Consider the following 23,394-nt stretch of genomic DNA (forward strand, 5'->3'; position numbering starts at 1 on the left):
GCGGGGCGCCCCGGGACCAGGTCCTCGGGGCGCCCCGCGCGTCCGACCGCTCAGCCTCCGTACGCGCCGGACGCCGTCAGGCGCAGGGCCGTGTCGATCAACGGGACGTGGCTGAACGCCTGCGGGAAGTTGCCGACCTGGCGCTGCAGCCGCGGGTCCCACTCCTCCGCGAGCAGGCCGAGGTCGTTGCGCAGGCCCAGCAGCTTCTCGAACAGCCGGCGGGCCTCGTCCACCCGGCCGATCATCGCCAGGTCGTCGGCCATCCAGAACGAGACGGCGAGGAAGGCGCCCTCGTCGCCGGGCAGCCCGTCGACGCCCTCGTCCTTGCCCTCCGTCGGGTAGCGCAGGATGAAGCCGTCGGGGGTGGACAGCTCGCGCTGGATCGCCTCGATGGTGCCGATCACCCGCTTGTCGTCCGGCGGCAGGAAGCCCACCTGGGGGATCAGCAGCAGGGCCGCGTCCAGCTCCCTGGAGCCGTAGGACTGGGTGAAGGTGTTGCGTTCCTTGTCGTAGCCCTTGTCGCACACGTCCCGGTGGATCTCGTCGCGCAGCTGCTTCCAGCGCTCCAGCGGGCCGTCCACGTCACCGGACTCGATCAGCTTGATGGTGCGGTCGACGGCGACCCAGGCCATCACCTTGGAGTGCACGAAGTGGCGGCGCGGGCCGCGCACCTCCCAGATGCCCTCGTCGGGCTCCTGCCAGTGCTTCTCCAGGTAGTGGATCAGCTTCAGCTGGAGCAGCGAGGCGTAGTCGTTGCGGGCCAGACCCGTCATGTGGGCCAGGTGCAGGGCCTCGGTGACCTCGCCGTAGACGTCCAGCTGGAGCTGGTGGGCGGCGCCGTTGCCGACCCGTACGGGGGCGGAGTTCTCGTAGCCGGGCAGCCAGTCCAGCTCCGCCTCGCCGAGCTCGCGCTCGCCGGCGATGCCGTACATGATCTGCAGGTTCTCCGGGTCGCCCGCCACGGCCCGCAGCAGCCACTCGCGCCAGGCGCGGGCCTCCTCCCGGTAGCCGGTGCGCAGCAGCGACGACAGGGTGATCGCGGCGTCCCGCAGCCAGGTGTAGCGGTAGTCCCAGTTGCGGACGCCGCCGATGTCCTCGGGCAGGGAGGTGGTGGGCGCGGCGACGATGCCGCCGGTCGGGGCGTAGGTCAGGGCCTTCAGCGTGATCAGGGAGCGGATCACGGCCTCCCGGTAGGGGCCGTGGTACGTGCAGTGCTCCACCCACTCGCGCCAGAAGTCCTCCGTCGCCACCAGCGACTGCTCCGGGTCCGGGAGCGCCGGGGGCTCCTTGTGCGAGGGCTCCCAGGACAGGGTGAACGCGATCCGTTCGCCCGGCGCCACCGTGAAGTCCGAGTACGTCGTCAGGTCCTTGCCGTAGGTGTCGGCGGACGTGTCGTACCAGACGGAGTCCGGCCCGGCCACGGCGACCGTGCGGCCCTCGTGGCGGTGGACCCACGGCACCACCCGGCCGTAGGAGAACCGCATCCGCAGCGCGGAACGCATCGGCACCCGGCCCGAGACGCCCTCGACGATCCGGATCAGCTGGGGTGCCCCGTCGCGCGGCGGCATGAAATCCGTCACCCGCACCGTGCCGCGCGGGGTGTCCCACTCCGATTCCAGCACCAGCGAGTCGCCCCGGTAGCGGCGCCGGGTGGCGGCGGGCGGCTGCTGTTCGTCGGCGTGTGCGGGGCCGAGCCGCCAGAAACCGTGTTCCTCGGTGCCCAGCAGACCGGCGAAGATGGCATGGGAATCGAAGCGCGGCAGGCACAGCCAGTCCACGGTGCCGTCCCGGCAGACCAGCGCGGCGGTCTGCATGTCTCCGATGAGTGCGTAGTCTTCGATGCGCCCGGCCACGTGCAACTCCAGTCGAACGGCCACGTCACCCCGCAAGGGGGCTGTCGCTTGGTGCGGTCAAGGGGGTTTGTGCAATGCGTCGTTGAGCCACGAAGCAAAGCAGTTGCTGAGCCACGAGGGCAAAGCGTCCATTGTTGCTCAACGAACCGACGAGCTCCAGTTGTGCCGGTACGACGGACGGGGGTGGTGCCGTTCGGCCGGCCCTGCTCGGCAGCGAGTGTCCGAGCAGGATACGACGCACGTAGATGATCTGTGTGCCGCTCCGGACAACGCGGTTCGGCCGATCGGGTGAGCGGCGGACGGGGGGAACGTGCCCGGTCGGCGGCGGGTGCCCGGCCGTGCGCGGAGCGTGGCCGGACGCCGGGGCCGTCCGGCGCTGTTACGCTGGTAGCCCGTGGACCGGTGGGCGAGACATCCCCCGAACCGCACCCTCCAGACCGCGACCACGGGAGCCCCCCTTTGGCCATGCCGCCCGCTGCTTTTCGGAACAGCACAGCTTCGACGACCAAGCACATCTTCGTCACCGGGGGTGTCGCCTCCTCGCTCGGCAAGGGTCTGACCGCCTCCAGCCTCGGCATGCTGCTCAAGGCCCGTGGCCTGCGCGTGGTGATGCAGAAGCTCGACCCGTACCTCAACGTCGACCCCGGCACGATGAACCCCTTCCAGCACGGTGAGGTGTTCGTCACCAACGACGGCGCCGAGACCGACCTGGACATCGGCCACTACGAGCGCTTCCTCGACCGCGACCTGGACGGCTCGGCCAACGTCACCACCGGCCAGGTCTACTCGACGGTCATCGCCAAGGAGCGGCGCGGCGAGTACCTCGGCGACACCGTGCAGGTCATCCCGCACATCACCAACGAGATCAAGCACCGCATCCGCCGCATGGCGACGGACGAGGTCGACGTGGTGATCACCGAGGTCGGCGGGACGGTCGGCGACATCGAGTCGCTGCCGTTCCTGGAGACCGTCCGCCAGGTCCGGCACGAGGTCGGCCGGGACAACGTGTTCGTGGTGCACATCTCGCTCCTGCCGTACATCGGCCCCTCGGGTGAGCTGAAGACGAAGCCCACCCAGCACTCGGTCGCGGCCCTGCGCAACATCGGTATCCAGCCGGACGCGATCGTGCTGCGCTGCGACCGCGAGGTGCCGACCGCGATCAAGCGGAAGATCTCCCTGATGTGCGACGTGGACGAGGCGGCCGTGGTCGCCTGCCCCGACGCCCGCTCCATCTACGACATCCCCAAGACCGTGCACGGCGAGGGCCTGGACGCGTACGTGGTGCGCAAGCTGGACCTGCCGTTCCGCGACGTGGACTGGACGACCTGGGACGACCTGCTGGACCGCGTCCACAACCCCGACCACGAGATCACCCTCGCCCTGGTCGGCAAGTACATCGACCTGCCCGACGCCTACCTGTCGGTCACCGAGGCGCTGCGTGCCGGCGGCTTCGCCAACCGGGCCCGCGTGAAGATCAGGTGGGTCACCTCCGACGACTGCCGGACCCCGGCGGACGCCGAGGCGCAGCTCGGGGACGTCGACGCCATCTGCATCCCCGGCGGCTTCGGCGACCGCGGCGTGCTCGGCAAGGTCGGCGCCATCCGCTACGCCCGCGAGAACCGCATCCCGCTGCTGGGCCTGTGCCTGGGGCTGCAGTGCATCGTGATCGAGGCCGCGCGCAACCTGGCCGGTGTCTCCGACGCCAACTCCACCGAGTTCGACCCGGCCACCGCCCACCCGGTCATCTCCACGATGGCCGAGCAGATGGACATCGTGGCCGGCGAGGGCGACATGGGCGGCACCATGCGGCTCGGCATGTACCCGGCCAAGCTGGCCGAGGGCTCGATCGTCCGCGAGGTGTACGACGGCAAGGAGTACGTCGAGGAGCGCCACCGGCACCGCTACGAGGTCAACAACGCCTACCGCGCGGAGCTGGAGAAGAAGGCGGGCATCGTCTTCTCCGGCACCTCCCCGGACGGCAAGCTGGTGGAGTACGTGGAGTACCCGCGCGACGTCCACCCGTACCTGGTCGCGACGCAGGCGCACCCCGAGCTGCGCTCCCGCCCGACCCGTCCGCACCCGCTCTTCGCCGGCCTGGTGAAGGCGGCCGTCGAGCGGAAGATCTCGAAGTAGCACACCCAGTTGTACGGTTGCCGGGGTGCGAACCTTCAAAAGGGGCGCACCCCGGCCGCATTTCTCCGCCGGGCACGCGCGAACGCAGTACGTCGGGAAGGACAGGCATGACCATCAGGGACACCCCGGAGGAGTGGGAGATCCGGGCGACCGCGACCCCGTTCACGGGCAACAAGACCTCCGTCCGCACCGATGACGTGGTCATGCCCGACGGCACCGTGGTGGGCCGCGACTACCAGGTCCACCCGGGGTCCGTGGCGGTGCTCGCCCTGGACGACGCCGACCGGGTCCTGGTGCTGCGCCAGTACCGCCACCCGGTGCGCCACAAGCTGTGGGAGATCCCGGCCGGCCTGCTGGACGTGCCCGGGGAGAACCCGCTGCACGCCGCCCAGCGCGAGCTGTACGAGGAGGCGCACGTCAAGGCGGAGGACTGGCGGGTGCTCACCGACGTCTACACGACGCCCGGCGGCTGTGACGAGGCCGTGCGCATCTTCCTCGCCCGGGGGCTCTCGGAGGCCGCCGGCGACCGCTTCGAGGTCGAGCACGAGGAGGCCGACATGGAGCTGGCCCGGGTGCCGGTGACGGACCTGGTGCGCGGGGTGCTCGGGGGCGAGCTGCACAACAACTGCCTGGTGGTGGGCGTGCTGTCGCTGGTCGCCGCGCGCACCGGGGACGGGCTGGACGCGCTCCGCCCGGCCGAGGCGCCTTGGCCGGCGCGCCCGTTCGACGCCTGAGGCCGGACGGCCGGACGGTCGGCGCGTGACTCCGGCGGCCGGCGCGCCCGTTCGACGCCGGACGCGCGACGCGGGACGCCTGACGGCAGGCGCCCGACTCCGACGGCCGGCGCGGGCGCCCGGCGCCGGAACCCGGGATCGTGGGGACACCCGGGATCGTGGTGTGACCATCGGCTGATCCGATCGGGGGATGTGCGCGCGGCGCCCCGCACGGAACGTAGCGGAGCGTGAACTAGGCTCGGGAAAACGCCCGATCCGGAGTCCCGGCGGGCCTGCGCGTGCGGTGGGACGGGAGTGTGGCCCGTGACGGATCAGGCGGTGGACACGGACGGTGTGCGGGTCACCGGGGATGCTGCCGTGCCGGACCGGTTCCTCGGCCGAGTCCGCGAACTGAAGGAACTGTGCGCCGACATCGAGCGCGCCGGACTCGACACCCTCTCCGGCCGCAAGGCCCCCCGCGCCCGTGTGCTGCTCATCGCCGGCCGTCCGGGCTCCGGCCGGACCACGCTCGCCGGGGAACTGGTGCGCCGGATCGCCGACCGCTACCCCGACGGGGTGCTGCGCACCCGGCTGAGCGAGCCCGACGGCAGCCGCGTGCCCGTGGAGCGCGCGGCACGCGAACTCCTCGACGCCCTGGACGTGCCCGCCCCCGCCGGGGCCGCCGAGGACGAGCTGAGCGAAACCCTGCGCACCGCCCTCACCGGTCGCCGCGCCGTGCTCCTGCTGGACGACGCCGTGGACGCCGAGCAGGTCGACGCCCTGCTGCCGGACAGCCCCGACTGCCTGGTCGTGGCCGTCTCCGAGGGCCCGCTCACCGGGATCAGTGACGTGCGCCCCTGCACCCTCGGCGGGCTCGACACCAAGTCCGCCGTGGAACTCCTCTCCCGGGCCGCCGGCTCGGTGCGGGTCACCGTCGACCCCCGCGCGGCGGAGGACCTCGCCGAGCAGTGCCAGGGCCAGCCGGCCGCCCTGGTGGTCGCGGGCGGCTGGCTCGCCGCCCGGCCCAAGGCCGCCGTCGCCGACCTCGCCAAGCAACTGCACACCGGGACCGACGAGGGCACCCCCATCGGCCGCGCCGTGCACCTGGTGCACGCCGCGCTGCCCGGGCCCGCCGCGCGGACCCTGCGCCTGCTGAGCCTCGCCCCGGCCGGCCTCGTCGACCCCCACACCGCCTCCGCGCTCGCCGGCTGCTCGGTGAGCAGCGCCCGCACCACCCTGGACGACTTCGTCTCGCTCGGCCTGCTGCACCGGGCGGACTCGCCGTTGCCCCAGTACGAGGTGCCGGGCTGTCTGCACCCGCTGCTGCGCGGGCTCGCGGAGGTCCACGAGCGGCCCGCAGAGCTCCAACTCGCCCGCGCCCGCATGCTGGAGCGCACCGTGCGGCTGCTCCAGTCGTGCCGGGCCATCACCGAGACCGACAGCGCCCTGGCCCGCGAGAAGCTGCTCGGCATGCCGCGCTCCCTGCGCTTCCCCCACCCCCGGGCCGCCGCCGACTGGCTGCGGCTCAGCCGGCCCGCGCTGCTGGCCTCGGCCCGGCTGGCGGTCGCCGACGGGGAGCTGGACACCCTGGCCCGGCGGCTGATGTCCCAGCTGGTGCGCGCCATGGTCGCGCACTTCGGCACCCACGCCGTCGCGAGCGACCTGTACGGCATCCACGGTCTGGTCCTGGACGTGGCGGAACGCCGTCACCTGCCCCGCGAGAAGGCGGCGGCCCTGCTCAACCTCGGCGACCTGGACGCCCGCACCGGCCGCACGGCCGACGCCCTGGCGCGCTACCGGGCGGCCCTGGACGCCGGCCGCGCGGCCCGCGACCCGTACGCGGTCTGCCGGGCGATGGAGTCCGTGGGCGGTGCCCACCTGGAACTGGGCGACTACGACCGGGCCGGCGACTGGTTCGGCCGCGCCCTGACCGAGCGGCTCGCGCGCGACGAGCGCGCCGAGGCCGCCCGCCTGTACGGCCGGATCGGCGCCGCCCACACCTACGCCGGGCGGTACGGCGAGGCCCAGCGGAACTGGCGGGCGGCGGTCGCCGGCCACCGCAAGAACGGCGACCCGGCCGCCCAGGCGCGGTCCCTGAGCGAACTGGCCCGGGTGCAGGAGTACGCGGGGCGCCCGGAGGACTCGCTGCGCACCTGCCGGGAGGCCGTCGAGTGGGCCCGGCGGGCCCAGGACACCCGGCTCCAGGCCGCGCTGCACCTCCGGCTCGCCGACACCCTCGAACGCCTCGGCGACCCGGCGTCCGCCACCGTGCACCGGGGCGTGGCGGAGCGGATGCTGGGAGATGAGGCTCCGCAGGAGGACGCGGCCCCGGAACGTTCGGCCCCGGAAGACCCGGCCCTGGAACACCCGGCCGGAACCTAAGAAAGCGCAGCAGTTGCGTCAAAGTTTGATGCAAAAGAAGGCTGGACAGCGAGAAAACCTTCATTAAACTGGCGTGGCCGCACCTTCTCCGCGGTCCTCCCGGTGTGCCCTCAGTGCCCGGGTATGTGTATCAGTGACGCCCGTTCCCCCTTCCCTTCTGAACCGAGGACCGTGATCGACGTGAAGGTCGGCATCCCCCGCGAGGTCAAGAACAACGAGTTCCGGGTGGCCATCACCCCCGCAGGTGTGCACGAACTGGTGCGCCACGGCCACCAGGTCGTCGTCGAGCGCGGCGCCGGTGCCGGTTCCTCGATCCCGGACGAGGAGTACGCCGCCGTCGGCGGGCTGATACTCGACACGGCCGACGAGGTGTGGGCCACCGCCGACCTGCTGTTGAAGGTCAAGGAGCCGGTCGCCGAGGAGTACCACCGGATGCGCCGCGGCCAGAGCCTCTTCACCTACCTGCACCTGGCGGCGTCCAAGGAGTGCACGGACGCCCTCCTGGAGTCCGGCACGACCGCCATCGCCTACGAGACGGTCGAGCTGGCGAACCGTGCCCTGCCGTTGCTGGCGCCCATGTCCGAGGTGGCGGGCCGGCTGTCCGCCCAGGTGGGCGCCTACCACCTGATGCGGGCCAACGGCGGCCGGGGTGTGCTGCCCGGCGGCGTCCCCGGCGTGCCGGCCGGCCGGGCGGTGGTCATCGGCGGCGGCGTCTCCGGCTGGAACGCGGCCCAGATCGCCATCGGCATGGGCTTCCAGGTCACCCTGCTGGACAAGGACATCAACAAGCTCAAGGAGGCCGACAAGGTCTTCGGCACCCGGGTGCAGACCGTCGTCTCCAACGCCTACGAGCTGGAGAAGGCCTGCCTGGACGCCGACCTCGTGATCGGCGCGGTGCTGATCCCCGGCGCGAAGGCTCCGACCCTGGTCTCCAACGAGCTGGTCGCGCGCATGAAGCCCGGAAGTGTCCTTGTCGACATCGCGATCGACCAGGGCGGCTGCTTCGAGGACTCCCGTCCGACGACCCACGCCGAACCGACCTTCCGGGTCCACGACTCGGTCTTCTACTGCGTCGCCAACATGCCCGGCGCGGTACCCAACACGTCGACCTACGCGCTCACCAACGCGACGCTGCCGTACGTCGTCGAACTCGCCGACCACGGCTGGACGGAGGCCCTGCGCCGGGACCCCGCCCTCGCCCGCGGCCTCAACACCCATGACGGCGAGGTGGTCTACCGCGAGGTCGCCGAGGCGCACGGCATGGACCACGTGGAGCTCGCCTCGCTGCTGGTCTGACCCCGCGGCCCGGTTTCGCGGGACGCCAAGTCGACCAAGTCACCTGCTGTCAAAGGAGACAGATCAATTCGCGACGTCGACACGACGTCAACACCGTGCATCCGGCCGCACCTTGTCCGACGAGGTGCGGCCGGATGTGGGTATGGTCACGTCGCGGCACCCGGACAACTCGCCTCGAACGTAACGCTTCAACCGATTCGCACACCGGTGAAACCTGCCGTGCGACGGCCGTACGCCCTTGACAGAGGGATGTTTCATTGCCGACACATCGGGCCGGGTCCGGCGGATTGTGTTGCTGTGGACGCCCGACACGCCATAGAGTCGCCAACCGTCGGCATGGTGCCACGCTGACCTGTCTAGAAGTTTCCTGGTCACCAAGGAGGTAAGACGACTTGTGAATGAGTCGACATTTACTCCCGGGGGTGGTCAACCAGGAATGCCCGCAGGGGGCCGGGGTCCCGCGGGGTTCGCTGCTGTCGGCTCCGTCGCTGTGCGCACCTTCGCAGCCCACCAGAGTCAGCAGACGACTCTCACTGCACACCAGAGCATGGATGGCCATCACGTGAACGCCATGGCCGGCGACGGAAGTGGCGCGTCCCACAACCAGTTCGCCGACTACGACGAACTGCCCGAGGGGCACTTCTACGACCCGGACGCCGAATACGAGCCCGATCCCGAGTACGCGGCCACCCTCGCGCCCGACGCGGCGCGCCAGCGCCGCGAGCGCATCGGGCCGACCGGCCGCCCGCTGCCCTACTTCCCGATCCCGGGCCCGCTGACCGACCACGGTCCCGCGAAGATCATCGCGATGTGCAACCAGAAGGGCGGCGTCGGCAAGACCACGTCGACCATCAATCTGGGTGCCGCGCTGGCGGAGTACGGACGCCGGGTGCTGCTCGTCGACTTCGACCCGCAGGGCGCGCTGTCGGTCGGTCTCGGCGTCAACCCGATGGAACTCGACCTCACCGTCTACAACCTGCTCATGGAGCGGGGCATGGCGGCCGACGAGGTGCTGCTGAAGACCGCGGTCCCCAACATGGACCTGCTGCCCAGCAACATCGACCTCTCGGCCGCCGAGGTGCAGTTGGTCAGCGAGGTCGCGCGCGAGTCCACGCTGCAGCGGGCGCTGAAGCCGCTGTTGGACGACTACGACTACATCGTCATCGACTGCCAGCCCTCCCTCGGCCTGCTCACGGTCAACGCGCTGACCGCCGCGCACAAGGTGATCGTGCCGCTGGAGTGCGAGTTCTTCGCCCTGCGCGGTGTGGCGCTGCTGACCGAGACCATCGAGAAGGTCCAGGAGCGGCTCAACCCGGACCTGGAACTCGACGGGATCCTCGCCACCATGTACGACTCGCGCACCGTGCACAGCCGTGAGGTGCTCGCACGGGTGGTCGAGGCGTTCGACGACCACGTCTACCACACGGTCATCGGGCGCACGGTCCGCTTCCCGGAGACCACGGTCGCCGGTGAGCCGATCACCACGTACGCGTCCAACTCCGTGGGTGCCGCCGCCTACCGCCAGCTCGCCAGGGAGGTGCTCGCCCGGTGTCACGCCGAGTGAGTCTGCCCGGGGCCGACGAACTCTTCCGCACGACAGGGGGAACGGCGCTCCAGGCGTCCACGCCCAGGCGCCCGGCAGGCGGTGACGCCCGGGTCCCCGCTCCGGCGGGGGAGGGCGACCCGGCCGCGTCCGCCGAGGACGCGCCCCCGTCCGTGCCCGCCCAGGGCGGGGACGGCGAGGGAGCCGAACACACGGCCGCCGGCGCGCAGCCGGCCGAGGCGGGGGAGTCCCGCAGCCGTACGGCCACCGGCCCCGCGGGCGTCACCCGCCGGGCGCCCGCCCAGGACGCCGCCGCCGCTCCGCCACGCAAGCGGGGCAGGACCGCGGCCCGCCGGCCCAGCGGCCGGGAACGCCACGACGAGAAGATCACGGTCTACGTGTCGGCCGAGGAACTCATGGACCTGGAGCACGCCCGCCTGGTGCTGCGGGGCGAGCACGGCCTGGCCGTCGACCGGGGCCGCATCGTCCGCGAGGCGGTCGCCGTGGTCCTCGCCGACCTGGAGACCCGCGGGGACGCCAGCATCCTCGTACGACGCCTGCGGGGACGCTAGGAGGTGTCCGACACCTGAGCGCGGCGTCGCGGCCTCACGTGTCAGACCCCCTGCCTGTAGCCTGCGGAGGCCATGACCTCGAACGACCTTCCCGCCCCCGCCCCCCGCGACCGGCCCCGGCGCCGCCGCGCACTGGGGCGGGGCCCGGAAGGAGCGGAGCCCGGCCCCGCCGACGCGCCGCGTCCGCAACCGGACGGGCCGACGCCGCGCCCGGAGGACGGGGGACCCGCCCCGGCCCCCGTGGACGCCGGCGCTGACCCGGACCCCGGTCCGGCGGCGGAGACCGTCGGAGCCGCGCCCGGGGCGGAACCCGCGACGGACGGGCCGGCGCCCGCCGCACCCGCCGCCGAGGCCACCCGGACGGCACCCGAACGCCCCGCCGACGCGCCCGCCGGGCCGGGGCGGGTCGGCGCCGGGGCGGAGCCCGCGGGGGCCGGGCGCGGACCGGGCGGGCCCACGGCGGAGCCCGGCGAGGACGCTCCTGACGAGGACGACGGCACCGGGGCGGGCGAGGGGGAGGAGGCCGGGGACGGGCGGTTCACCGTCCGGCTGGCCAACTTCGAGGGGCCGTTCGACCTGCTGCTGCAGCTGATCGCCAAGCACAAGCTGGACGTCACCGAGGTCGCGCTGTCCCGGGTGACCGACGAGTTCATGGCGTACATCCGCGCGCTCGGCCCGGACTGGGACCTGGACGAGACGACGGAGTTCCTCGTCGTGGCGGCCACCCTGCTGGACCTCAAGGCCGCCCGGCTGCTGCCCGCCGCCGAGGTGGAGGACGAGGCGGACCTCGCCCTGCTGGAGGCCCGGGACCTGCTGTTCGCCCGGCTGCTGCAGTACCGCGCCTACAAGCGCATCGCCGAGATCTTCAGCGGGCGCCTCGACGCCGAGGCCCGGCGGTACCCCCGTACCGTCGGACTGGAGCCGCACCACGCGGAGCTGCTGCCGGACGTGGTCATCAGCATCGGGCCGGAGGGCTTCGCGAAACTGGCCGTGAAGGCGATGCAGCCCAAGCCGCGGCCCCAGGTGTACGTCGACCACATCCACGCCCCGCTGGTCAGCGTGCAGGAACAGGCCGGGATCGTGGTGGCGCGGCTCAGGGAACTCGGGGAGGCCAGTTTCCGCGCGCTCGTCGAGGACACCGACGACACCCTCACCGTGGTGGCCCGGTTCCTGGCCCTGCTGGAGCTGTACCGGGAGAAGGCCGTGGCCCTCGACCAGGAGAGCGCGCTGGGGGAGCTGACCGTGCGCTGGACCGGAGGGGACGGGGACGCCGCCCCTGCCGTCACCGACGAGTTCGACCGGCCCCCGGAGCAGCCCGTGGAGGGGACGAAGGAGGAGAAGCAGGCGTGAGCGAGGACACCGACAGGCCCTCCGGCGGCCCGGCAGACCCCCCGGGAGTCGCCGACCTCGACCTCAAGCCGGCCCTGGAGGCCGTCCTCATGGTCGTCGACGAGCCCGCGACCGTCGAGCACCTGGCGAAGATACTGCAGCGCCCGAAGCGCCGGATCGCGGACGCGCTCGCCGAGCTGGCCGACGAGTACACCGCCCAGCGGCGCGGTTTCGAGCTGCGCCCGGTCGCGGGCGGCTGGCGCTTCTACAGCCGCCCGGAGTACGCCGCCGCGGTCGAGGGCTTCGTCCTGGACGGGCAGCACGCCCGCCTCACCCAGGCCGCGCTGGAGACCCTCGCGGTGGTCGCCTACCGCCAGCCGGTCAGCCGCAGCCGGGTCTCCGCCGTCCGGGGCGTCAACTGCGACGGTGTGATGCGCACCCTGCTGCAGCGCGGTCTGGTCGAGGAGGCGGGCACGGAACCCGAAACAGGTGCGATCCTGTACACGACGACGAACTACTTCCTGGAGCGGATGGGCCTGCGCGGTCTGGACGAGCTCCCGGAGCTCGCGCCCTTCCTGCCGGAGGCGGAAGCGATCGAGGCCGAGACCCAGGAAGGCGTGCCGTCGTTCGATCCGGACGCCCCGGACGCGGACGACGGTCCCCCGACGAACACGACGACGACGGACATGTGATGCGAAGCAGCGGCAGCGGACACAGCGGCGGACGCGGTAACCACCGCGGTGCCGGCAACAACAGGGACCAGAAGCAGGGGCAGGGCCGCCCCCGCAAGCCCCGCCCGGAGGAACGCCGCTACGACGTGGGACCCGGCGCCACCAAGGAGGGCCCCAAGGCGGGGCGCGGCGGCGCCGCCTCCGGGCAGAAGGGGCGCGGCCGGCCCGCCCCCGCCCGCTCCCGGGAGTACGAGACGCGGATCGAGGAGCGCAACCGGGAGCGGTACGCCGGGAAGAAGCAGGTGAAGCTCCCGAAGACGTTCCCCGGCGCGGAGCAGGAGGGCGAACGCCTCCAGAAGGTGCTGGCGCGGGCGGGCTACGGCTCGCGGCGGGCCTGCGAGGAGCTGATCGACCAGGCCAGGGTCGAGGTCAACGGCGAGATCGTGCTGGAGCAGGGCCGCCGCGTCGACCCGGAGAAGGACGAGGTCAAGGTCGACGGCCTGACCGTCGCCACGCAGTCCTACCAGTTCTTCTCGCTGAACAAGCCCGCCGGGGTGGTGTCCACGATGGAGGACCCCGAGGGCCGGCAGTGCCTCGGGGACTACGTCACCAACCGCGAGACCCGCCTCTTCCACGTCGGACGGCTGGACACCGAGACCGAGGGCGTCATCCTGCTGACCAACCACGGGGAGCTGGCGCACCGGCTGACGCACCCCCGGTACGGCGTGAAGAAGACCTACCTCGCGCACATCGTCGGCCCGATCCCGCGCGACCTCGGCAAGCGACTGAAGGACGGCATCCAGCTGGAGGACGGTTACGCGCGGGCGGACCACTTCCGGGTGGTCGAGCAGACCGGCAAGAACTACCTGGTCGAGGTGACGCTCCACGAGGGCCGCAAGCACATCGTGCGGCGCATGCTCGCCGAGGCCGGGTTCCCGGTCGACAAGCTGGTGCGCACCGAGTTCGGGCCGATCACCCTGGGCGACCAGAAGTCGGGCTGGCTGCGGCGGCTGTCCAACACCGAGGTCGGGATGCTGATGCAGGAGGTCGACCTCTAGGCCCGGCGCCGACCGAGCACCAGGGCGGCCCGCCGGAAGGCCGGCGCGGCCGTCCGGCCACCCGGCCGATTCCCGTCCGTCGGCCGGCCCGCGCTCACGTCCGTCGGTCGACGGCAGGCGCGTCACGGTGGCACGGCCGTACCGGGCCCGCGGGCCGTCCCTTCGGGGGCGGCCCGGACGTCTTCCCGGAGGGGAACCGGCCGCGGTCGCGATGCTCCGCGTCGCGGCGGGGCCTTCCGTACGGCGACGAGGGCTCCGGCGCCCGTGGGGACGTCCGCGCGGGCGCCGGCCTCTCCCGGGGCGCCGTCATGTCGCCGTCATGTCGCCGGTCCTCGGCCGCGGCGGCGCCCCCCACGTGGTTCCGGTCCGGCTCCGGACGGGGCCCCGCACTGCCGGGACCGGCGTTCCTAGCCGTCTTCGCCCTCCTCGGGTGCCTCCGGCCGCCGGCTGACCGGGGCCGTCAGCATTCCGGCGAGGGAGTCGGAGAGGAAGTCGCCCGCCTCGCGCCACCGAGGCGGCTCGCCGTCGCGTTCGCCGCGCTCCTCCATCTCCGCGCACGCCGACATGACGACATGGGACATCAGGGCGGCCCGGCCCCGGACGATGTCACGGGGCAGATGGCCGAGGCGGGCGGCCACCGACCGGACGATCAGGGTGGCGGTGGGTGCCTCTCCCGCCATGTCGTGGAACACCTTGGTGGCGAGGGGATGGTGCATCGCCTGGCTGACGAACCGGGCCCGCCAGGTCGGCTGGGGCAGCCCGGCGAGGGTGTCCGTCATCGGCACCACGAGGCTGCGCACATCGTCCAGGAGCGAGTCGGAGCGCTCGAACATGGCCCTGCGCGGCTCCTCCAGGGCGCGCAGGTGGCGCGTGATCAGCGCGCGCAGCAGCCCCTCGCGACCGCCGAAGTAGTAGCCCACGGCCGAGTGGTTGGTGTTCCCGGCGGCTTCGGCGACCTTGCGGTCCGAGACGTAGTAGATGCCCGACTCGGCGAACAGGCGCTCGGCCGCATCCAGCAGCGCGGTGCGGGTCGCCTCTGATCTGGCCATCGGTGCTCGTCATCTCCTGCGCGACGTGGGTGGCGGGATCGCCAACGTAACCCAAGTGTGCCGATGTAAGTCAGGTGACTTACATTGGTGACCGGTTCGTAAGTCGAGTGACTTACTTTTGGGTTCTCCGGCTCGTTTCCCGCAGCCGGAGCCGGGAGCCGTCCCCGACGGGACCGCACCCCTCCCCGGCCGGCCTCCCGGCGGCCCGCCCCTCATCTTCGACAAGGAGTCCAGACTTCGTGGAGCCCTCGACCACCGCTCCGTCCGCCGGCGGTTCCCCGCCCGGCGGCTCCGGATCCCCCGCGGCCCCCGGCATACCGGGCCGGCCCGGCCCCGGGGAGGAAGACCGCAGGACCAGGATCGCCCGCTACGTCGCGCTCTTCGCCATGCCGTTCCTGATGGTGACGATGATGTACGCGACCTACGTCGGAACCATGCACGCGCCCGCCCCGAAGGACATACCGGTGGCCGTCGTGGGCTCCGGTGAGACGGCGGAGCGGGTCGTCGCCGCCCTGGACGCCCTTCCGGGCGGTCCCGTCGAGCCGCGGACGGCCGCGTCGGCCGACGAGGCGCTCGGCCTCCTCAAGGACCGCGAGGTCTCCGGGGTCTTCGAGGTCCCCGCGAACGGCGAGGGGACCGCCGTCATCCACACGGCGTCGGCCGGCGGCGCTTCCGGGGCGAGCACGGTCCAGCAGCTGCTGGCCCCGGTGGCCGCCGAGAACCAGTGGCAGATCACCACGAAGGAGGCCGCTCCGCTCCCCGACGGCGACATGTCGGGCACCGCGGTCCTCTTCGCGGGCATGGGCATGATGCTGGCGGGCTACGTTCCGCTCAGCGTGGCCATGATGGGGGTCCCGTTCCTGCTGACGCTGCGCAGGTTCGTCCCGATCCTCCTCGGATGGGCCGCGCTCACCAGCACCCTCATCTGGACCATCCTCGGTCCGGTGGTGGGGGCCGTGGACGGCCACTACCCGCAGTTCCTCGGCATCGGCATGCTGACCGTCTGCGCGGTCGGCATGACGCAGCTGCTGTTCACCAAGCTCGCCGGACCGCTCGCCGTCCTGCTCGGCATGCTGCTGTGGGTCGTCCTCGGCATGCCGGCGTCCAACCTGGCGCTGCCCGTCCACAGCATGCCGGGCTTCTTCCAGTGGCTGCACGGCGTCCTGCCGCTGCCCGCCGCGGGTGAGGCCCTGCGGTCCCTGCTGTACTTCGACAACCGCGGCATCGGCGGTCACCTCCTGCCGCTGGTCTTCTGGCTCGTCGGTGCCTTCCTGCTCTCGCTGCTGAAGGAACGCCGTTCCGGGACCCTGATCCCGGCCGCTCCGCCGGTCACCGACTCCGGCACGCCGCTGCCCGCGCTGTCCGGCGGCCCGATGCGCTCCTTCCGCTTCCGCTGCTTCACCATCGCGGCCTTCCCACTGGCCATCCTGATCGGTGTGGTCGGCACCATGAGCGCCTCGATGCACAAGCCGGAGATCCGCGACATGCCCGTGGTCGTGGTCGCCGCCGACGCCGGACAGGCCGAGCAGGTGGCCGAGGGTCTGCGGCCGCAGCTCGGCGAGATGCTCGACCTGCGCACCGGCACCTCCGTGGAGGAGGCCAGGAAGCAGATCGTCGAACAGGAGATCGTCGGCGCCTACGTCCTGCCCGCCTCGCCCGGCGGCCCCGCGGCCCTCTACACCGCCTCGGGTGCCGGCAACAGCCAGCAGATGGCCGTGCAGTCCGTGTTCCAGCAGGTCGCCGCCGGACAGAAGATCCCGCTGGAGACGACCGACATCAAGCCGCTGACCCAGGACGACACCATGGGCAGCAACAGCATGTACGTGGGCATGTCCTGGATCATGGCCGGGTTCCTGATCATGGCGGTGCTGCGCGGCGGCGCCCCGGAGCTGACCCGGACGCGCCACTTCCTGGTCAAGCTCGCCGGCTGGGCACTCGGCATCTCCGTGTGGCTGTGGTTCCTCTTCGACGTCCTGATCGGAGCCGTCAACGGCCACGCCCTGGAGCTGATCGGCTTCGGCGCGCTCACCGTCTTCTGCGTCTCGCTGGTGACCGGTGTCTTCACCCGCACGTTCGGCCTCGCCGCGATCGTCCCGGTGATGCTGGTCCTGATGCTGGCCGGCGTCCCCGCGTCCGGCGGTGGCCTGTCCCTCTACATGGTCCCCGAGGTCTTCCAGTCCCTGCGGGACGTCCTGCCGCTGCCCGCCGCCGTCGACACCGCGCGCTCGCTGGTCTACTTCGACGGCCACGGCATCGGCGGCAACCTCCTGACCATCGGCATCTGGGGCGCGGTGGGCCTGGCCCTCAACCTCGCCGTGGACCTGTGGCTGGCCCACCGGGAGAAGAAGTCACCGGACACGGGAGCGGTGTCCGGGACCCCGGGCGCCCCGGCCGACGGCTCCGGCTCCGGTTCCGGTTCCGGTTCCGGCTCCGGGGAGGAGGACGCCGAGGCGTTCACCTTCGGCGGAGGCAGGGGGGCGGTCCCGGCGACGTGATGCACGCCCGGGGCTGACGCGCGGGCCGGTCCCACCGGCCCGCGCGTCACGCGTGACCTCCGCCCCCGCTCTCGCGGAGGGCGGAGGTCCGCTCTCCCCGGCCCGCCGGGCACCGGTCCGGTCCGAAGGGCGCCTCCTGCCGGTGCGCGGGGCACGCGGAGTGGCGGGGCGCCGGCCCCTCCGGCTCCCCGGGCGCGGGCCGGACCGGTGAGCGCGCTGCGCCGGGCCGCCTGCTCCTCCGGCGACTCCGACTCCCTCGCGAGCCCCGCGGGCGCCTGCCTGAGGGCCGACCCCACACCGGCATCGACCGCCACACCCCGGCCGGCCGCGCCACCAACCTGTCCGGACAGCACACCCAGGGAGACCGTCCGGCCTACCCGCGGCCCCGGGCTCCCGCACCGCTCCGGGCGCCCGGGGAGGCACCGGCGCCGGCGTCCGCCCGGAGGGCCGAGGCGCGGCGGGCTTCGACCAGGAAGTCCTCGACGCGTCGGTGGTCCGGCTCCGCCGGGAGCGGGCTGCGCCGGGCCGCCTCGTCGGCCTCCCGTTCCAGCCGGGTCATCCAGGACTCCACCTCGGTCCAGGGCACCTCGCCCCGCTTCACCGCGAGCAACGCCTCGCGGTGCGTGCCCACGTCGACCGTGAGGGTGCCCGTGCGCAGCAGATCGCGGGCGCTGATCAGCAGACGCAGCACGTGCAACGCGGGCTTGTGGCGCGGGGCGCCGTGCGCGCGGACGCGAGCCTCCAGCCGGCGGCGCTGACCGTGGGCGTACCGGGTGAACGTGCCGTGGACCCGGCGGGAGAGGAACGCCCCGCGCAGGTCCAGCAGGGCGCGGCCGGTGGCGTCGGCGTACTCCACGAGCGGGGAGTGCAGGCACTCCAGGACGTTCGGGTCGGCGCGCAGCGCCAGCTCGCAGAAGCGCTCCAGCTCCCAGCTGAACTGCTCCTCGGCCGGGCCCTCGACGTGCGTCGGCGGCTTCTCGAAGCGCCAGAACAGGGGAGTGGGCGCCAGGAACACGCCCCGGCGGTCGGTGTCGCTGTCCTCCGTGGCCAGACCGAAGGCGCGCGACCCCATGACGCAGGCGTAGATCGTGTGGTCGCGGACCAGGGTCTCGGGAAGCATTCCGGGAGCGTACGCCGACGCGTCACGCCCTGCGGATCGATTTTCCGTCCACGGTGATCCGCTCCTCGGGCAGCGGCCGGGTCGCCGGCCCCTGCTCCACCGAGCCGTCGGCGATCCGGAACCGGCTGCCGTGGCACGGGCAGTCGATCGTGCCGTCGGCCACCGTCGACACCAGACAGTTCTGGTGGGTGCAGATGGCCGAGAAGGCCTTGAACTCGCCCGCGGCGGGCTGGGTCACCACGATCTTCTCGTCCCCGAGGACGGTCCCCCCGCCCACCGGAACGTCGTCGGTCCGCAGCAGCTCCCGGCCGCCGCCGGCGTCCGGGCCGGAGGTGCCGGTGTCGGTGGTGGAGCCGGTGTCCCCGCCGCCTCCGTCCCCGCCGCCGCAGGCGGCCGTCAGCGCCGTCGCGCCGGCCGCACCGGCGGTGAGGAGAACCGTGCGTCGCGTCGCGTGGCGGGTCATGGCGGACCTCCGTGGGCCGGGAAATGGGGCGGGCGCCGGGACCTCACGGACACCGGGACGGGGGCGGACGCCCCTGTGCATCTTTCCACCGAAGCAACCGAAGGCGAAGCAAATCAGGACGAAAGCGGAGGTGCGGTCCTTCCGGGTCCGTCTCAGCGGGCGGGCGGCGGACACCCGGCGCGAGCGTCCTGACTAGGCTGGACGACCGAACAGCCGATACGCACGTCAGCAAGGAGCACCGTCGTGGCGGTACGAGCGGTCCGGGGCGCCGTCCAGCTGGAACGGGACGAAGCCGGACACATGGAGGAACAGGTCGGCGCGCTGCTGACCGCCCTCCTGGAACGCAACGGTCTGACCGCGGACGACCTGATCAGCATCTGGTTCACGGCCACGCCCGACCTGCACAGCGACTTCCCGGCGGCGGCGGCCCGCAGGCTGGGCATCGTCGACGTCCCGCTGATCTGCGCCCAGGAACTCGACATCGAGGGAGCCATGCCGCGCGTCGTCCGCATCCTCGCCCACATCGAGTCCGACCTGCCCCGCTCCGGCATCGCCCATGTCTACCTCGGTGCCGCCGGCGCCCTGCGCAAGGACATCGCCCAGTGAGAACCGCACTCGTCATCGGCACCGGGCTCATCGGCACGTCCGCCGCCCTCGCCCTCACCCGGCGGGGCATCACCGTGCACCTGTCCGACCCCGACCCCGAGCAGGCCCGGACCGCCGCCGCCCTCGGCGCCGGGACGGACCAGCCCCCGGACGGGGTCGTCGACCTGGCGATCGTCGCCGCCCCGCCCGCGCACGTGGCCGACGTGCTCACCGACGCCATCCGCCGGGGTGTCGCCGACGCGTACGCCGACGTCGCCAGCGTCAAGGGCGGCCCGCGCCGGGAGCTGGAGGCACGCGGCCTGGACCTGTCGGCCTACATCGGCACCCACCCCATGTCCGGGCGGGAGAAGTCCGGCCCGCTCGCGGCCAGCGCCGACCTCTTCGAGGGCCGCCCGTGGGTCCTCACGCCCACCCGGGACACCGACACCGAGGTGCTGAACCTCGCCCTGGAACTGGTCTCCCACTGCCGGGCCCTGCCGGTCGTGATGGACGCCGACGCGCACGACCGCGCCGTGGCCCTCGTCTCCCACATGCCCCACCTGGTGTCCAGCCTGGTCGCCGCCCGCCTGGAGAACGCCGAGGAGGCCGCCGTCCGGCTGTGCGGGCAGGGCATCCGGGACGTCACCCGCATCGCCGCCTCCGACCCCCGCATGTGGATCGACATCCTCTCCGCCAACCCCGGCCCGGTCGCCGACCTGCTCTCGGACCTCGCCGGCGACCTGGACGAGACCGTGCGGGCCCTGCGCGCCCTGGAGTCCGCCGACGAGGCCAAGCGGCAGGACGGCGTCACCGGCATCCGGGACGTGCTGCGCCGCGGCAACGCCGGCCAGGTGCGGGTCCCCGGCAAGCACGGCACGGCGCCGCGCGTCTACGAGGTCGTCGCGGTCCTCATCGACGACCAGCCCGGCCAGCTGGCCAGCATCTTCGCCGACGCCGGCCGGGCCGGCGTGAACATCGAGGACGTCCGCATCGAGCACGCCACCGGACAGCAGGCGGGCCTGGTGCAGCTCCTCGTGGAGCCCAAGGCCGCCCCCGTCCTGACCGCGGCGCTGCGCGAGCGGGGCTGGGCGATCCGGCAGTGACCGAACCCGCTGACGACGGGCCGGTCGGAGGGCATCCGGTGAGCCAGTAACCTTGTGCGGGGCCCTCTCGCGCCCCGCACTCCCTCTCCAGCGCACCAGGAAGGTGTTCCTCCGTGGAAAACGGCGCCGCCCGCCCCGTGATTGTCGCGATAGACGGTCCCTCCGGCACGGGCAAGTCGAGCACGTCGAAGGCCGTGGCGGCGCAGCTCGGCCTGAGCTACCTGGACACCGGCGCCCAGTACCGGGCGATCACCTGGTGGATGGTGACCAACGGCATCGACACCGACGACCCCGCCGCGATCGCCGCCGCCGCGGGCAAGCCCGAGATCGTCTCCGGCACCGACCCCAAGGCCCCGGCCATCACGGTCGACGGGACCGACGTGGCCGGCCCGATCCGCGAGCAGGACGTCACCGCCAAGGTCAGCGCCGTCAGCGCGGTGCCCGAGGTGCGCACCCGGATCACCGAACTGCAGCGCGCGATCGCCGCCGCCGCGGTGACGGGCATCGTCGTCGAGGGCCGGGACATCGGCACCACCGTGCTGCCCGACGCCGACCTCAAGATCTTCCTGACCGCCTCCCCGGAGGCGCGGGCCGCCCGCCGCAGCGGAGAACTCAAGGGCGCCGACGTCAAGGCCACCCGGGAGGCCCTGATCAAGCGGGACGCGGCCGACTCCAGCCGCAAGACCTCCCCCCTGGCCAAGGCGGACGACGCGGTCGAGGTGGACACCACCGAGCTGACCCTGCAGCAGGTCGTCGAGTGCGTCGTCACCCTCGTCGAGGAGAAGCGGGCGGGGAAGTGACCGACGTCCCATCGGCGCGGGGCGCCGAGGTCGGGCGGCGCATCGGCGTCGGCCTGATGTACGGGCTGTTCCGGCCGCGGGTCCTGGGCGCCTGGCGGGTGCCCGCGAGCGGCCCGCTGATCTTCGCCGTCAACCACTCGCACAACCTCGACGGACCGATGGTCATGGGCGTCGCGCCCCGGGCCACGCACTTCCTGATCAAGAAGGAGGCGTTCATCGGTCCGCTCGACCCCTTCCTGACCGGGATCGGCCAGCTCAAGGTGGACCGGGACGCCACCGACCGCACCGCCATCTCGCGCGCCCTGAGCGTGCTGGAGAACGGCGGCGCCCTCGGCATATTCCCCGAGGGCACCCGCGGCGAGGGCGACTTCGCCGCGATCCGGGCCGGGCTCGCCTACTTCGCCGTCCGCGGCGGGGCACCCATCGTGCCCGTGGCCGTCCTCGGCAGCTCCGACCGGGCCGGACGGCTCGTCAAGGCGCTGCCCCCGCTGCGCTCCCGCGTCGACGTCGTCTTCGGCGACCCGTTCGAGGCGGGCGACAGCAGCGGACGGCGCACCCGCAAGGCCCTGGACGCGGCCACCGAACGCATCCAGAAGCAGCTCACCGCGCACCTGGAGAACGCGCGGCGCCTCACCGGGCGCTGAGCGACACTGAGTAGTGGACCGCCCCTGACCGGGCGGGCCACCGACCACCACGATGAACGACGAGGTACGGACTTCATGAACGACCACATCCAGCCCGACGGCTCGGACGCCCACGACGGTGCGCCCGAGCACGACCACGGGGCTCTCGGCGACGCCGAGTACGCGGAGTTCATGGAGCTCGCCGCGGAGGAGGGCTTCGACCTCGAGGACGTCGAGGGCGCCATCGAGGCCGCCGGACACGGCCCGCTCCCCGTGCTCGCCGTCGTCGGCCGCCCCAACGTCGGCAAGTCGACCCTGGTGAACCGCATCATCGGCCGCCGCGAGGCGGTCGTCGAGGACAAGCCCGGCGTCACCCGGGACCGCGTCACCTACGAGGCCGAATGGGCCGGCCGCCGCTTCAAGGTCGTCGACACCGGCGGCTGGGAGCAGGACGTCCTCGGCATCGACGCCTCCGTCGCCGCCCAGGCCGAGTACGCCATCGAGGCCGCCGACGCGGTGGTGTTCGTGGTGGACGCCAAGGTCGGCGCCACCGACACCGACGAGGCCGTCGTCCGGCTGCTGCGCAAGGCCGGCAAGCCGGTCGTGCTGTGCGCCAACAAGGTCGACGGCCCGAGCGGCGAGGCCGACGCCTCCTACCTGTGGTCCCTCGGCCTCGGCGAGCCCCACCCGGTGTCCGCCCTCCACGGCCGCGGCACCGGCGACATGCTGGACCAGGTCCTCGAGGCGCTGCCGGAGGCGCCCGCGCAGACCTTCGGCACCGCCGTGGGCGGTCCCCGCCGGGTCGCCCTGATCGGCCGCCCGAACGTGGGCAAGTCCTCGCTGCTGAACAAGGTCGCCGGCGAGGAGCGGGTCGTCGTCAACGAGATCGCCGGCACCACCCGCGACCCCGTCGACGAGCTGATCGAACTGGGCGGCAAGACCTGGAAGTTCGTCGACACCGCGGGCATCCGCAAGCGGGTCCACCTCCAGCAGGGCGCCGACTACTACGCCTCGCTGCGCACCGCCGCCGCCGTCGAGAAGGCGGAGGTCGCCGTCGTCCTCATCGACGCGGCCGACTCCATCTCGGTGCAGGACCAGCGGATCGTCACCATGGCCGTCGAGGCGGGCCGCGCGCTCGTCCTGGCGTTCAACAAGTGGGACACCCTCGACGAGGAGCGCCGCTACTACCTGGAGCGGGAGATCGAGACCGAACTCGGCCAGGTCGCCTGGGCGCCCCGGGTGAACGTCTCCGCGCGCACCGGCCGCCACATGGAGAAGCTGGTCCCGGCGATCGAGACGGCCCTGGCGGGCTGGGAGACCCGGGTGCCGACGGGCAGGCTCAACGCCTTCCTCGGCGAGCTGGTCGCCGCCCACCCGCACCCGGTGCGGGGCGGCAAGCAGCCGCGCATCCTGTTCGGCACGCAGGCGGGCACCCGGCCGCCGCGGTTCGTGCTGTTCGCCTCCGGCTTCATCGAGGCGGGCTACCGGCGCTTCATCGAGCGTCGGCTGCGCGAGGAGTTCGGCTTCGAGGGCACCCCGATCCACATCTCGGTGCGGGTGCGCGAGAAGCGCGGCCGGAAGAAGTGAGGCGTCCGGCGACGGACCC

Annotated in this window: 19 protein-coding genes; 15 read left to right on the forward strand and 4 right to left on the reverse strand. The window is 72.8% G+C overall.

Going from position 1 to position 23,394, the window contains the following annotated elements; translation table 11 throughout:
- Positions 1–50 precede the first annotated feature (50 nt).
- Positions 51–1,853, reverse strand: a complete 1,803-nt coding sequence (locus AB0F01_RS10980) for a glycoside hydrolase family 15 protein (protein ID WP_362093539.1) — start codon at positions 1,851–1,853, stop codon at positions 51–53.
- 465 nt (positions 1,854–2,318) lie between these two features.
- Here AB0F01_RS10980 and AB0F01_RS10985 point away from each other — a divergent pair, with 465 nt between their 5' ends.
- From AB0F01_RS10985 to AB0F01_RS11025, 9 genes are all read left to right on the forward strand, one after another.
- The gene (locus AB0F01_RS10985; protein ID WP_362093542.1) at positions 2,319–3,986 is read left to right on the forward strand and encodes a CTP synthase; all 1,668 of its coding nucleotides are present in this window, start codon (positions 2,319–2,321) and stop codon (positions 3,984–3,986) included.
- Positions 3,987–4,093: 107 nt separating this feature from the next.
- Positions 4,094–4,720, forward strand: a complete 627-nt coding sequence (locus AB0F01_RS10990; RefSeq protein WP_362092651.1) for an NUDIX hydrolase — start codon at positions 4,094–4,096, stop codon at positions 4,718–4,720.
- A 303-nt stretch (positions 4,721–5,023) separates the two neighbouring features.
- The gene (locus AB0F01_RS10995; protein ID WP_362092654.1) at positions 5,024–7,081 is read left to right on the forward strand and encodes a tetratricopeptide repeat protein; all 2,058 of its coding nucleotides are present in this window, start codon (positions 5,024–5,026) and stop codon (positions 7,079–7,081) included.
- Between the two features lie 171 nt (positions 7,082–7,252).
- Positions 7,253–8,377 carry an alanine dehydrogenase gene (ald, locus tag AB0F01_RS11000; protein ID WP_362092657.1) on the forward strand — a complete coding sequence of 375 codons (1,125 nt, stop codon included), beginning with the start codon at positions 7,253–7,255 and terminating at the stop codon, positions 8,375–8,377.
- Between the two features lie 436 nt (positions 8,378–8,813).
- Positions 8,814–9,941 (forward strand): ParA family protein, encoded by a 1,128-nt coding sequence (locus AB0F01_RS11005; RefSeq protein ID WP_362092659.1) that lies wholly within the window; start codon positions 8,814–8,816, stop codon positions 9,939–9,941.
- Entirely contained in the window at positions 9,926–10,492 is a 567-nt protein-coding gene (locus AB0F01_RS11010) for a hypothetical protein (RefSeq protein ID WP_362092662.1), read from the forward strand. The genes AB0F01_RS11005 and AB0F01_RS11010 overlap by 16 nt, the downstream gene beginning before the upstream one ends.
- Before the next feature lie 72 nt (positions 10,493–10,564).
- On the forward strand, positions 10,565–11,842 hold the full coding sequence (locus tag AB0F01_RS11015) for a segregation/condensation protein A (RefSeq protein WP_362092665.1): 1,278 nt from the start codon (positions 10,565–10,567) through the stop codon (positions 11,840–11,842).
- The gene (gene scpB / locus AB0F01_RS11020) at positions 11,839–12,513 is read left to right on the forward strand and encodes an SMC-Scp complex subunit ScpB (protein ID WP_362092668.1); all 675 of its coding nucleotides are present in this window, start codon (positions 11,839–11,841) and stop codon (positions 12,511–12,513) included. The genes AB0F01_RS11015 and scpB overlap by 4 nt, the downstream gene beginning before the upstream one ends.
- Positions 12,513–13,550 carry a pseudouridine synthase gene (locus tag AB0F01_RS11025; protein WP_362092671.1) on the forward strand — a complete coding sequence of 346 codons (1,038 nt, stop codon included), beginning with the start codon at positions 12,513–12,515 and terminating at the stop codon, positions 13,548–13,550. Before scpB ends, AB0F01_RS11025 begins: the two co-directional genes overlap by 1 nt.
- A 407-nt stretch (positions 13,551–13,957) precedes the next feature.
- On the opposite strand, the gene AB0F01_RS11030 is transcribed toward AB0F01_RS11025, so the two are convergent.
- A complete protein-coding gene (locus tag AB0F01_RS11030) occupies positions 13,958–14,599 on the reverse strand; it encodes a helix-turn-helix domain-containing protein (RefSeq protein ID WP_362092673.1) in 642 nt (213 codons plus the stop codon).
- A 239-nt stretch (positions 14,600–14,838) separates the two neighbouring features.
- Between AB0F01_RS11030 and AB0F01_RS11035 the strand changes: the two genes are divergently transcribed.
- The gene (locus AB0F01_RS11035) at positions 14,839–17,094 is read left to right on the forward strand and encodes an ABC transporter permease (RefSeq protein ID WP_362092676.1); all 2,256 of its coding nucleotides are present in this window, start codon (positions 14,839–14,841) and stop codon (positions 17,092–17,094) included.
- Positions 17,095–17,467: 373 nt separating this feature from the next.
- Here AB0F01_RS11035 and AB0F01_RS11040 read toward each other — a convergent pair whose 3' ends face one another.
- A complete protein-coding gene (locus tag AB0F01_RS11040; protein WP_362092679.1) occupies positions 17,468–18,214 on the reverse strand; it encodes a nucleotidyltransferase domain-containing protein in 747 nt (248 codons plus the stop codon).
- 22 nt (positions 18,215–18,236) lie between these two features.
- The gene (locus AB0F01_RS11045; protein ID WP_362092681.1) at positions 18,237–18,677 is read right to left on the reverse strand and encodes a Rieske (2Fe-2S) protein; all 441 of its coding nucleotides are present in this window, start codon (positions 18,675–18,677) and stop codon (positions 18,237–18,239) included.
- 243 nt (positions 18,678–18,920) lie between these two features.
- Here AB0F01_RS11045 and aroH point away from each other — a divergent pair, with 243 nt between their 5' ends.
- The 5 genes from aroH to der all read left to right on the forward strand — a co-directional run bounded on the left by aroH (position 18,921) and on the right by der (position 23,375).
- Entirely contained in the window at positions 18,921–19,283 is a 363-nt protein-coding gene (gene aroH / locus AB0F01_RS11050) for a chorismate mutase (RefSeq protein WP_362092684.1), read from the forward strand.
- Positions 19,280–20,365, forward strand: coding sequence for a prephenate dehydrogenase (locus AB0F01_RS11055; RefSeq protein ID WP_362092687.1), 1,086 nt, complete (start codon positions 19,280–19,282; stop codon positions 20,363–20,365). The genes aroH and AB0F01_RS11055 overlap by 4 nt, the downstream gene beginning before the upstream one ends.
- Positions 20,366–20,478: 113 nt before the next feature.
- Positions 20,479–21,165 (forward strand): (d)CMP kinase, encoded by a 687-nt coding sequence (cmk, locus tag AB0F01_RS11060; protein WP_362092689.1) that lies wholly within the window; start codon positions 20,479–20,481, stop codon positions 21,163–21,165.
- On the forward strand, positions 21,162–21,809 hold the full coding sequence (locus AB0F01_RS11065; protein WP_362092692.1) for a lysophospholipid acyltransferase family protein: 648 nt from the start codon (positions 21,162–21,164) through the stop codon (positions 21,807–21,809). The genes cmk and AB0F01_RS11065 overlap by 4 nt, the downstream gene beginning before the upstream one ends.
- A 75-nt stretch (positions 21,810–21,884) precedes the next feature.
- The gene (der, locus tag AB0F01_RS11070; protein ID WP_362092695.1) at positions 21,885–23,375 is read left to right on the forward strand and encodes a ribosome biogenesis GTPase Der; all 1,491 of its coding nucleotides are present in this window, start codon (positions 21,885–21,887) and stop codon (positions 23,373–23,375) included.
- The last annotated feature ends 19 nt before the right edge of the window (positions 23,376–23,394 follow it).

The organism is Streptomyces sp. NPDC029526, assembly GCF_040637405.1.
Lineage (GTDB): Bacteria > Actinomycetota > Actinomycetes > Streptomycetales > Streptomycetaceae > Streptomyces.